The following is a 9,422-nucleotide window of genomic DNA, read 5'->3' on the forward strand; positions in this document are numbered from 1 at the left end:
GAACGATCCCTGTATGGACTATTCTTTCCGGGTTCAGTCAACGTCCCCCTATATACCGTTACATCATCTGGCGTTAAGTCACAAACGTAGGCCTTACCTTTATTTATTAAAGCAACAGCACTTTCAAAAATCTCTTCTGAGTAGTCTGAGCCATAAAAAATTTGACTGCCCGGACTATAGCCTAACCAATTCATATCTTCGATGATGGCATTCACATATTTACTATCTTCTTTCAATGGATTGGTATCATCAAAGCGCAAATGAAACCTCCCATTAAATTTTTGCGCTATCGTGTAATTAGTATGGATTGCATATGCACTCCCAATATGAAGATAACCATTTGGTTCCGGCGGAAACCTTGTACAAATGTCTCTACTGTATATTCCAGCTTGAATATCTTCATTAATCATTCTATAAATATAATTTTCAGGTACGTTTTCCAATTCACTACTCATTGCCATTCCCTCCTAATTCGATTTACAAACATTGAACTTCCTCTGTCTAAAAAACAAAAAAAATTCGCCTCCAAGACTTAAAGTCTTGGGGACGAATTTTTTCGTGTTACCACCCCGGGTTCATTAATATGTCGCCATATTAATCTCTTCAAGTACTGCATTGCTAAGAATGCTTATACTCTAGCTCTATAACAGGAGCTCCTGTCACAGCATCCCCTTAATCAGGTTCCGGTGTGATGCTCAGAGGCTTGGTTCAATAAATAATTCTTTGCTCCTTTTCAGCTATCGGAGCTCTCTGTGAAAGAATTTTTTATTTACTCTTCTCTTCATCGCATTTGAATATTGAAATTATAATATCAAATGACAAGCTAAATTGTAAAGAATATTCTGAAAATTATTATTTTAGCTTTGCCTAACTCTCAAGAACTCATACATGAGGCTGTTTTTGAAGCTTATATAGACAAAAAAAAGCCCTTAACTAATGTTAAGGGCTTTTGAACTGTATACTACAGTTTTACAACGTTTTCTGCTTGTGGTCCACGGTTGCCTTGAGTCACGTTGAATTGAACGCGTTGGCCCTCGTCTAGTGATTTGAAGCCGTCGCCTTGAATTGCGGAGAAATGTACGAATACGTCATTTCCGCCTTCAACTTCGATAAAGCCAAATCCTTTTTCTGCGTTAAACCATTTTACTGTTCCTGTTTCCATAATGTATAGCCTCCAAAAGTTTATTTAACATGTTTTTTTTCGTTATAAACTAAAAATCACACATTGAGAAAGGTACCATCCGACAAATGATCACCCTTTTCAACACGTGAGTTCAGGTTTGATTTGCTTATAAACGTAGTATAGCACACTCATCTGCATAACACAAACAATCATTTGGGCTTTTTTAAACTTATTTCTTCGAAAGCTTCAAATCCTATGTAGCATCAGCAAACATTCACAATTTTCTATTAGTCCTGCGTTTTTTTTAACTACAATTGCGCATCTTAATTAGTAATTAAATGACCAGAACATCTCAGAATAGAGGGATTTCTTTGCGATTGGTACACATCTTCGTTATTTGTGTCCTTATTATCAGCAGCACTAATTCTGTTCATTCAGAAGAAAAAATAGATAAAAGTACTGAACCGCCTCAAATGAACTTCTCAGTTATGAGTGACATTCATATTCAGGAAACTGATAAGATCGCCCAAATCCATTTCCTCAAAGCTCTTCGTGATCATCGCATAATTAATCCTAACAGCTCTAGCTTGATTATTAATGGAGACTTAACGGATGGTAAAGCAAAGGATTACAAGTTACTTGAACGATTATTAAAAAAAGTTCCTCATCCACCCGTACTAGCTGCCATTGGCAACCATGAATATTATCAAATGTGGAAGTATGAAAATTCCACCCTGCAACCTAACTCGAATTGGACGAGTCGTAAAGCTAAAGAACTTTTTCAATCTCATTTTGGGTATGAAAAACCTTACCACCATCAATGGATGAGTGGTTATCACTTTATATTTTTGGGCAGTGAACATTATCGAGACCTTGACGAATCCGTTCTAGAAGATGCCTTTTTAAGTCAAAATCAATTGAACTGGTTGGCGAAACGTTTAGAAGAAAAACCAACTGCTTCCTCCACCAAATCTCAAAAACCGATTTTTGTCTTTCTTCATCAACCACTTGCTCATTCATTAGAAGGAAGTGAATACAGTCGTGGAGTCATTCAAMACAAAGAATTACGCCAATTACTGCGAAAATACCCTAATGTCATTTTATTTTCGAGCCACACTCATTTCGATTTGGAAGACACAAAGCAATTATTATTTGATGATTTTTTTATAGTAGGAACCGGCTCCATCCGGAAAGTTAGAGACAAAAAATCCCATCCCGTTTTCAAAAGTGAAAGCTTAGTCGTGGACATTTATTTGAATCGGATTGTCATAAAAAAGAGAGAGCATATTTCTAAACGATGGATCTATCCGCATGAAGTCATTTATTTTTAAGTAAGCTTGAAAAAAAACACCATATAAAAAATATACGGTGCCTTGTTTGTGCGTAAAGATAGGCATGAAAGGTGAATCAATTAATACTACTCACACTTTCACTCGTGCTATTACTCAACCCAAAAAAAGCTTTTGCATGACGTTCATCAAGCTTCATTTGTTCAACTAACAGCTCAAGATTAGAAAACTTAATTTCGTCACGCAGAAAACTAAGAAACGATAAAGATACCTGCTTGCCGTATAAATTACCAGAAAAGTTGATCAAATAGGCTTCCACTAAATACGTTTCTCCCTCAACAGTTGGACGGTAACCAGCACTTATAAGTACTTTCCATTGTTCATTAACATGATTATCAATCTCTACAATCCCTAAGTAGATGCCTGGTTTAGGAAAAACATAGTCATCTATTGCTCCGCCTAGATTTATGGTTGGAAAGCCAAGTGTCCTTCCTAACGCTTCCCCATGAATAACGTGTCCAGTTACAGAGTAAGGTCTACCAAGTAGCTTCTGGGCAGCTTCCACCTCCCCATTTTTAACAAACGACCGAATAGTAGTACTGCAAATCAGTTCATTGCCTTCTTTTAATAGTGGAATCACAGTAACAGGAATGCCTATTTGCTCACATAGTTTAATTAAATGATTTGTATCTGATTCTCTTGCCTTGCCAAAGTGAAAACCTTCTCCGACCACAATCCTTTTAATGTTCAATCTGCATAGGTGCTCCAAAACAAACTCTTCAGCTGAGATTTGAGCATAATCATAGGTGAAATGAATGTTGTAAAACCTCTTCACACCTAGGCTCTCTAATAGGGTCATTTTATGCTTTAATGGTGTAAGTGACTTATTATAATCTGGGTCTTTCTTCAAAATCCAATGAGGATGATCAGAAAAACACATCACTGCTAAAGCTTCATTACTATTTTCACGTGCAATTTGTAGCAGTTGCTGATGACCTCTATGCACGCCATCAAACTTCCCAATTGCTAATACTATGGGAGTTGAATCTACTGGAGGTTTTGAGGTAATATCGATGAACTCCATTCTATCCCTTCTTTTGCTCATGTATTTTGATAAGCGATTGCATTATGAATTAGAATTCACAAAAAAATAGGCCGATACCTTCAAACGTTCAATAACTGATTGTCGAAGCAGTTCGGAGTCCACCGTTTCCTCTAGTGCACGGCTCATACAAGACAACCATGCATCAGCATGATCTATCGTAATATTGAATGGCATATGACGTGCCCTCATTCTAGGATGGCCAAACTCCGCTGTAAATAGATCTGGTCCTCCAAAAAACTGACTTAAAAACATTTCTTGTTTATTCATAACGGAAGAAATCTCCTTTGGAAATAACGGTGCTAATAGTGGATCTTTCAACACCTTTGGATAAAAGGCTTCTACTATTTTACGAATTTCTTGCTGCCCGCCAAGCTCTTCAAACATTGTCATGAATACACCCTCCACACTCAATAATTATATATATTATACACTTTTGTTTAAAATGTATAGTGTTTTGGACACACTTATTTTGAATTTCTTTATTTCAACTATTTCTTGAACATTTCATATTTTACTTAATTTCAATTCAATCCGTATGTTATATTAGTCACAACTAATTCAATGAGGTGAAACCGTGAGAACTAAAAGTTTATTCGTACTCATTATTACGGTACTAATTCTATCCGCTTGCAGTACAAACAAAGAAGAGACACATGCTGAGCCACACGAGTCGCACTCAACTAGTGATTTGCAAGAGAAAACAGCATCAGCAGATGTTTTGCCAACCTTCTTGGATGCTCAGCCGGAACAAATCCGTATCGTGTACCAAATTGCAGGACAAGCTACCGACTTATTGCAATGGATCCCTTGCTATTGTGGATGCGGTGAAAGTGTAGGTCATAAAAGCAATCTGAACTGTTTTATTAAAGAAGTTAATGAAGACGGTTCTATTCTTTGGGACGACCACGGCACCAGGTGCGGTGTATGCTTAGAGATTGCAGTTACTTCTGCCAAGATGAAATCAGAAGGCAAGTCAGATAAAGAAATACGGAACTTCATCGATGAAACATACAAAACTGGCTACGGTAAATCCACAGACACACCAATGCCGGCATAAGTTATAAAAAAAACCACACTTACTCTCTTCGAGTAAATGTGGTTTTTTTTATAATCTGTGGCAACCAGAACAACCCGAAGCTACTAGGCACGGGAGTAATCTTGATGCTGGTTGTCCAATTTGCTACTATACCTAGATGTTAGACTTTTTGGAGATTTTAATGACGAAATCACAATAATTATTTATTATAAAAAGTATACTTCTTCCGGAGAACACTCTTTGCTTAAACCCGGAACCAGATAAGGGGTGAAATAAGTGAACAAAAAACAGCTGCAGAGTGTACAAACGAAAAAAAAGGTAGCTGACGCCGCGAGAGCTTTATTCGCTCAAAAAGGATATGCTGCCACTTCTATTGAAGATATCGTAGCTGCTACTGGTAGCAGTAAAGGAAATATCTATTACCACTTCCAAAGTAAAGAAGGACTATTTCTGTATATATTGGATGAATGGGATGAGGAATGGACGCAACAATGGGGCGAGCGAGAGCAGCTGTATACGACTGTAGAAGAAAAACTGTATGGGTATGCGGAGCATCTTGTTGCCAATGACCTAAATCATCCGTTAACCAAAGCTATGGATGAGTTCTTATCCAGTGAGAGGGAAAACAGTCGGGTTCAAGATGCCATTGCCAGTTATATTTCTGAACATATTCAATTCAACCAGCAGATCCTGCAAGAGGCTATGAACTCGGGGGAATTGAAACCAGACGATGCCTGGACTCTCGGCTATATTCTGGAAGGGCTTGTAATGGGGCTTGGCGAGATGTCGAAGCGTTCCCCTAGCAAAGAAACCTTGACTATCTTTCGCAAAGCGATCTACGTGTTTCTTCATGGAGCTGCAGTTTCAAAGTAAAATAAATGACCCGCAAGAGAGTCACTTTTTTTCTAAGTGTTCTTCATGCGGGTCACTATTTTATTAGCCTCGCTCTACTTCATAATACTCTTTAAGATTTCGGTTCACTTTTGCTATCATAACGAGTGCTCCATTCATTCAGCACCGTATCGCGCTTTTTAGCCGCATCTTGCAAGTCATATTTAATCAATTGTTCGATCGGGTTTTTAGTATAACCTTCTACATTGAAATTAGACATAAATTCTACCGCGAGTGTCCCTGATGTGCGATAATGCTTCGAGTTGATGCGGCACCCGATTAATATAATTTCACCATCGAAAATATTGCGGTTTTTGTATCCAATCAGCATATTTAGCGTGTAAACAGAAGTGACTAATACCGTTAATTGCTTCTTCAGCACCAGCGAATCGATCATCTGCAGCGTTGTAGTGCCGTCATCGATCACAACGACGTCTTTATCTTTAACAAGCGAAGCTGCCATTCGGCCAATTCTACGTTTCTCTTCAGTCTGCAGCACCTCGCGCCGAACATGAACAGGCTCTTACCGCTCCAAGTAGATTTTGATGGCTCCACCGTACACCCGCTTGAGCTTATTCTCGTTCTCAAGCTCCTCCAAATACCATCGAATCGACTCTGAAGATACATCTAGCTCCTTCACAAGCTCCGGCTTTCGAACTTTCCCCTTTAGCTGAAGCATATCAATGATGACTCGCTTTCGTTCTTCTCCGACGAGAGACATTGCTATTCCCCCCGTTTCACCACTTCGATCAGTCTCTCCATATCTGAGGACTGCACATCACCAATGCTGCCGATACGGAATGTAGGCTCTGTCGTTAGCTTGCCGGGATATAGAACAAAGCCGTCCTCCTTCAAGCGATGGTAAAACTGTTCAAAGGAGAAAGAAGCGTCCGGATAACGAAAAGCTGTAATGATCGGTGATTGCAATTCTGCAGGAAGCAAAGCTGAGAATCCCGCAGCTTCCATACCTTGGGTTAATAGCTTTTGACTATGGCTGTAGCGGTCATGGCGAGCAGCAATTCCACCTTCAAGTTCAAGCTCGCGCAGCGCTTGGTCAAAAGCTCTCACGACATGAGTAGGAGAGGTAAATCGCCATTTACTATTTGAGTGTTCCATCATATTCCACTGGTCGTACAAATCCAGCGATAATGATCGAGCATTTCCTTTACACTTCGCAATAACATCTCGGCGGGCAATGACGAAGCCGAAGCCCGGTACGCCTTGGATGCATTTATTGCTGCTGCTCACAAGAAAATCGATGCCTAGCTTACTCATATCGAACGGAATCCCTCCGAAGCTKCTCATCGCATCAACGATAAAGACAACTCCTTGTCGCCTCACCGCATCAGCAATTGCCGGAAGAGGATTAAGTATACCTGTCGTCGTTTCACAATGAACGACTGCTGCATGAGTAATAGTGGGATCATCGATCAGTGCCTGCTCAAACAGCTTCGGATCAACTGCGCTGCGCTCATCAAAGCGTATAACCGTCACAGGAATACCAAGCACCTTAGCTATCTGTACGATCCGCTCGCCATAGGCTCCATTAACCGCGACAGCGAGTTTGCCCCCCTCCTTCGGCAGCGCTGTTCCAATTGTCGCCTCCACACTGAAGGTACCGCTGCCCTGCATGAGCACTGCTGTAAAGTCATCCGCCTGTGTTGGTACTGCCAGCAGTACCAGCCTTTCGCGAATCGAAGCGACCAGTTCATTGTACTCCTTATCCCAAGTGCACCAGTCTTTCAGCATAGCTTCCTTTACAGTGCGAGTCGTTGTCAAAGGTCCTGGTGTGAGCAGTAAATAGGGATTTCCGTTACTTCTCGATTCTATTGTTGTCATGGCTTTTCTCCTACTTTCATAAGGTCATTAATATGATTGATAACGCCGTCCAGCTCGCCGATTTCCCTAATAATGAAGTGAGCTCCTGCATTCGTGAGCCGTTCGAAGACCTCTACGTACATCCGTTCCTTATCCGCAGATGAGAATGCCCCTGCCTCCGCTTGCGTGAGTCCGATTTCATTGCCTTCGAAAATAACGCCTACCGACCAAACTCCCGCATTTCGTCCTTCGCGCATATCTGCTTCCGTATCTCCGCATTTTTTCACAATTGTGCTCATATCTTTGTTGCCTATGTTGTTTTTCCGCAGCCGCTTGGGCCGAGCAGACAAGTGAATTTTCCTTTTGGAATATGAACGCTGACATCGCCAAGCGCTTGAAAGTTGGCAAAATTTTTACGAATGCCGTTGATCACTAATCCCTCATTTATCATTCTCATTCTCTTTTTTAGCTTCGAGATGATAGGGAATGTCATCTTGATAAGGGCTTGATACAACATCCTTTTGACTTGGTTTTAGTTTAGAATACTTTTGTTAACATAGCATCAAACACAAGTAAAGGTTGTGTGTTTTATTGTGTTCAGTTTGTTTGTTATTGTTTTTGACTGGAAGTCCCTTTAATAAGCGGCCCAGATAATATCTTGCTACACGTAGAACACTCGATTGACATGTAAAAAGCCCTGAAATCCGATGGATTTCAGGGCTTCTTTGTCTCTCATTGACATTGTCTTAACATCAATCCCAACAGCGATTTAGCTGCTCCAATAGAACCCGCCTCATTGCCTAACTTCGCAGCTCTCAAGATAATGTCCCTCTTAGAGCTTCAACCACAGTCTCTCCCCTCTTCTCTACATACCCTCTATGATTTTTGTCTCTATATTTCTTGTAATAAAGTTAAATGTGAAAACCACTACTGTGTTATCTTGTTCAATATGTAGCTTTGCTTTTGTAGAAGATCCACTTCTAGGATAACTATCGATAGAGTATATAGATGATAATGTACCATAAGGTGCTACTGCAAACTGATATTCTCCTTTAAATGGGAAAACACAGCTTAACATATACATACCATCTCCAACACTATACATTCGAGTAACCTCACTGTTTGAATCATGATTGATTGCACCTAAATGATGCTGAAAACTACCAATTAGAATGACTCTCGATGGTAGCTTTACACCTGTTAACGGATCATAGTTATGATCTGCTCCAAACTTATTGATCAACGGAGGGTTTCCYGCTCTTTCCCTTAAATTGTTCTCCGACGCCCAAATCTGTTTAATTGTATCTTCTTGCCCAAAGCCTAATAAACAAGATTCACTTGGCATATTCACTTTATAGCAGTTACTAAGCATTTCTAACCCTGTGTTGGTAGCCGATGGCATTTGGATTTGACAACTGCCCAGCGTTCTCTTAAAAGGCATCTGAAAATACGCATTAACATTGTTGATTGCTGTCCATTTGAAGGTATATTCCAAATATTTATTTCTGCTTTGTTCATCTTGCGAAGCAAACCATGTAATTTGGTCATACCCCCACCACTCTAACCATGCGCGTTTTTCATAAGGAATCTGGTCTTCTTCATCAAAAAATTTCCCGCCCCAGTTATCGAATTCCATGAGCATCGGCAACGTTTCAGCCGCCCAACCACTAGGGGTAACTCCCCCCTCATAGTAACCTTCACGCACTAGAGCAAGCTTCTCACCAGGTACGTCCAAAATAGGCATTCTAGAATAAGGCATGGAGTAAAAATCAAATAGCAGCTTTCCGTTAATATTGATACCGTGCGTATGTGCATCAAGCAGAACCATATGACGTCTTGCGTTTTTCTTTGCATAATTGCGTATCATATCAAATAAACGATAAGTCTTCTTAAAGCCTGCATCGTCTGCGGTATACAGATGGATTTGGCCCATATGTATAGCTTCGAATCCAGCATCAATATATCGAATGGCTCTGAAGTAAAACCACATCTGTGTTTCTATTTTATCAATATTAGGCATTGCACTTGTTCCATTTGAACCGTATCCGATTGGACTGTTGTCGAACAACATCTCGCCATATCGGAATGTTCGATCTTCATAAGTCAGATCAAAGGCATCAAATACCCATTTCGGAATATTGACCTTCTCTACATCAGTGA

Annotated in this window: 13 protein-coding genes and 1 other annotated feature; of the genes, 3 read left to right on the plus strand and 10 right to left on the minus strand. The window is 40.2% G+C overall.

Translation table 11 applies throughout. The annotated features are described in order from the left end of the window. Positions 1 to 455, minus strand: a 455-nt coding sequence (locus tag AC1DWN_RS20240) for a glutamate--tRNA ligase family protein (RefSeq protein WP_477560710.1), incomplete at its 3' end; no start/stop codon positions are given. An 84-nt stretch (positions 456 to 539) separates the two neighbouring features. Then, positions 540 to 794 (minus strand) — a binding site (T-box leader). A gap of 167 nt (positions 795 to 961) precedes the next feature. Next, positions 962 to 1,162, minus strand: a complete 201-nt coding sequence (locus AC1DWN_RS20245) for a cold-shock protein (RefSeq protein ID WP_477560711.1) — start codon at positions 1,160 to 1,162, stop codon at positions 962 to 964. Between the two features lie 332 nt (positions 1,163 to 1,494). Here AC1DWN_RS20245 and AC1DWN_RS20250 point away from each other — a divergent pair, with 332 nt between their 5' ends. Then, the gene (locus tag AC1DWN_RS20250) at positions 1,495 to 2,454 is read left to right on the plus strand and encodes a metallophosphoesterase family protein (RefSeq protein WP_477560712.1); all 960 of its coding nucleotides are present in this window, start codon (positions 1,495 to 1,497) and stop codon (positions 2,452 to 2,454) included. A 76-nt stretch (positions 2,455 to 2,530) separates the two neighbouring features. On the opposite strand, the gene AC1DWN_RS20255 is transcribed toward AC1DWN_RS20250, so the two are convergent. Together AC1DWN_RS20255 and AC1DWN_RS20260 are read right to left on the minus strand one after the other, a co-directional pair. Continuing rightward, positions 2,531 to 3,496 (minus strand): bifunctional riboflavin kinase/FAD synthetase, encoded by a 966-nt coding sequence (locus tag AC1DWN_RS20255; RefSeq protein WP_477560713.1) that lies wholly within the window; start codon positions 3,494 to 3,496, stop codon positions 2,531 to 2,533. Between the two features lie 42 nt (positions 3,497 to 3,538). Beyond that, entirely contained in the window at positions 3,539 to 3,907 is a 369-nt protein-coding gene (locus AC1DWN_RS20260; protein WP_477560714.1) for a globin domain-containing protein, read from the minus strand. A gap of 184 nt (positions 3,908 to 4,091) precedes the next feature. Between AC1DWN_RS20260 and AC1DWN_RS20265 the strand changes: the two genes are divergently transcribed. Together AC1DWN_RS20265 and AC1DWN_RS20270 are read left to right on the plus strand one after the other, a co-directional pair. Next, a complete protein-coding gene (locus tag AC1DWN_RS20265; protein WP_477560715.1) occupies positions 4,092 to 4,574 on the plus strand; it encodes a PCYCGC motif-containing (lipo)protein in 483 nt (160 codons plus the stop codon). Positions 4,575 to 4,829: 255 nt separating this feature from the next. Next, positions 4,830 to 5,426 carry a TetR/AcrR family transcriptional regulator gene (locus tag AC1DWN_RS20270; RefSeq protein WP_477560716.1) on the plus strand — a complete coding sequence of 199 codons (597 nt, stop codon included), beginning with the start codon at positions 4,830 to 4,832 and terminating at the stop codon, positions 5,424 to 5,426. A 91-nt stretch (positions 5,427 to 5,517) separates the two neighbouring features. On the opposite strand, the gene AC1DWN_RS20275 is transcribed toward AC1DWN_RS20270, so the two are convergent. The 6 genes from AC1DWN_RS20275 to AC1DWN_RS20300 all read right to left on the minus strand — a co-directional run. Further along, positions 5,518 to 5,943 (minus strand): DeoR/GlpR family DNA-binding transcription regulator, encoded by a 426-nt coding sequence (locus tag AC1DWN_RS20275; protein ID WP_477560717.1) that lies wholly within the window; start codon positions 5,941 to 5,943, stop codon positions 5,518 to 5,520. Between the two features lie 24 nt (positions 5,944 to 5,967). Continuing rightward, on the minus strand, positions 5,968 to 6,165 hold the full coding sequence (locus AC1DWN_RS20280) for a DeoR family transcriptional regulator (protein ID WP_477560718.1): 198 nt from the start codon (positions 6,163 to 6,165) through the stop codon (positions 5,968 to 5,970). Between the two features lie 2 nt (positions 6,166 to 6,167). Further along, positions 6,168 to 7,283: a 2-aminoethylphosphonate--pyruvate transaminase gene (gene phnW, locus AC1DWN_RS20285; protein WP_477560719.1), complete on the minus strand. Its 1,116-nt coding sequence runs from the start codon at positions 7,281 to 7,283 to the stop codon at positions 6,168 to 6,170. Beyond that, a complete protein-coding gene (locus tag AC1DWN_RS20290) occupies positions 7,280 to 7,549 on the minus strand; it encodes a hypothetical protein (protein WP_477560720.1) in 270 nt (89 codons plus the stop codon). Before AC1DWN_RS20290 ends, phnW begins: the two co-directional genes overlap by 4 nt. Positions 7,550 to 7,572: 23 nt before the next feature. Continuing rightward, positions 7,573 to 7,713, minus strand: coding sequence for a hypothetical protein (locus tag AC1DWN_RS20295; RefSeq protein ID WP_477560721.1), 141 nt, complete (start codon positions 7,711 to 7,713; stop codon positions 7,573 to 7,575). 414 nt (positions 7,714 to 8,127) lie between these two features. Then, positions 8,128 to 9,422: hypothetical protein (locus AC1DWN_RS20300; protein ID WP_477560722.1), on the minus strand; the 1,295-nt coding region annotated here is incomplete at its 5' end.

This window comes from Paenibacillus sp. P4_A7 (genome assembly GCF_056402455.1).

Coding starts and splice junctions, on each gene's coding strand:
- AC1DWN_RS20245 (WP_477560711.1), bottom strand. CDS start 1,162: ATGGAAACAGGAACAGTAAAATGGTTTAACGCAGAAAAAGGATTTGGC.
- AC1DWN_RS20255 (WP_477560713.1), bottom strand. CDS start 3,496: ATGGAGTTCATCGATATTACCTCAAAACCTCCAGTAGATTCAACTCCC.
- AC1DWN_RS20260 (WP_477560714.1), bottom strand. CDS start 3,907: ATGACAATGTTTGAAGAGCTTGGCGGGCAGCAAGAAATTCGTAAAATA.
- AC1DWN_RS20280 (WP_477560718.1), bottom strand. CDS start 6,165: ATGTCTCTCGTCGGAGAAGAACGAAAGCGAGTCATCATTGATATGCTT.
- AC1DWN_RS20295 (WP_477560721.1), bottom strand. CDS start 7,713: ATGATAAATGAGGGATTAGTGATCAACGGCATTCGTAAAAATTTTGCC.